The sequence below is a fragment of the Cereibacter sediminicola genome (assembly GCF_007668225.1).
Taxonomy (GTDB): Bacteria; Pseudomonadota; Alphaproteobacteria; order Rhodobacterales; family Rhodobacteraceae; genus Cereibacter_A; species Cereibacter_A azotoformans.
Window position 1 is genome coordinate 1 of the sequence record NZ_VDEK01000100.1, and the last position, 1393, is coordinate 1393.

Annotated in this window: 2 protein-coding genes; both read left to right on the forward strand. The window is 68.5% G+C overall.

The features are described from left to right. The coding region (gene tnpC, locus FG154_RS20480) for an IS66 family transposase (protein WP_145111979.1) at nt 1-1088 on the forward strand (1088 nt) is incomplete at its 5' end. After that, a partial coding sequence (locus tag FG154_RS20485) for a plasmid pRiA4b ORF-3 family protein (RefSeq protein ID WP_145111982.1) occupies nt 1085-1393 on the forward strand: 309 nt, incomplete at its 3' end. The genes tnpC and FG154_RS20485, both read left to right, overlap by 4 nt.

Genomic DNA, 1393 nt, shown 5'->3' on the forward strand with positions numbered 1-1393 from the left:
ACCCGATCCCGCGCGGCTGGGCCGGCCCGAGCCTGCTGGCCATGATCGTCTTCGAGAAGTTCGGCCAGCATCAGCCGTTGAACCGCCAGGCCGAGCGGTATGCCCGCGAGGGCGTGGACCTGAGCCTTTCGACGCTCGCCGACCAGATCGGCGCCGTGGCGGAACTGCTGAAGCCGCTCCATGACCTGATCGAGGCGCACGTCCTTGCCGCTTCCCGCCTGCATGGCGACGACACCACGGTGCCGCTGCTCGCCCGGGGCGGCACGAAGACGGCGCGGCTCTGGACCTATGTTCGCGACGACCGCCCCTTCAGCGGCACCGCCCCGCCGGCGGTGGTCTTCCGCTTCTCCCGTGACCGGGCCGGGGAGCATCCGGCCGAGCACCTGACGGGGTGGAAGGGCATCCTGCAGGCCGACGCTTACGCCGGCTACAACCAGCTCTACCGCGGCGACCGGAAGCCGGGGCCGGTCCTGCCGGCGCTTTGTTGGAGCCATGCCCGGCGCAAGTTCTTCGAGCTGGCCGATGTCGAGGGGAACATCCGCAAGGGCAAAGATGCGAAGGAAATCTCCCCGATCGCCTTCGAGGCGGTCAGGCGCATCGACGCGATCTTCGAGATCGAGCGCAAGCTGAACGGGCAGGATCCCGCCGCCCGTCTCGCAGCACGACAGGAACGCTCGGCCCCGCTGGTCGAGGATCTGGAGCGCTGGCTCCGGACCGAACGCGCGCTCCTGTCGAAGCACGCCAAAGTGGCCAAGGCGATCGACTACCTGCTCTCGCCCGATCACTGGCCGGGCTTCACCCGGTTCCTGTCCGACGGCCGGGTCTGCCTGTCGAACAATTGCGCCGAGCGGGCGCTGCGGGGAGTGGCCCTCGGCCGCAAGAGCTGGCTCTTCGCCGGTTCCGAGCGCGGCGGACAGCGCGCCGCCTTCATGTATTCCCTCATCTGCACCGCCAAGCTCAACGGCATCGACCCGCAGGCATGGCTCGCGGACGCCATTGCCCGGATCTCCGACCTGCCGGTCTCACGCCTGCCCGAACTGCTGCCGTGGCACTGGTGCAACCCAGCCCATCCCAGGATCGCCGCATGACGCTGGTCGCCCGCCTCAAGGTCACCCTGTCGGACGTCGAGCCGGAGGTGCTGCGCCGCTTCGACGTGCCGCTGAAGATCCGGCTTAACCGGCTGCACGAGGTGATCCAGGCCGCCATGGGCTGGAGCGACACGCACCTCTACGAGTTCCGCGCAGGAGGCGTCGGCTGGGGTGTCGCCGATCCCGACGGCTTCCACGACGGCCCTCTACCCGCCAGCAAGACCAGCCTGCTCGATGTCATCGAGGACACCGGCACGAAGACGATCCACTACATCTACGACTTCGGCGACAACTGGCACCATGTG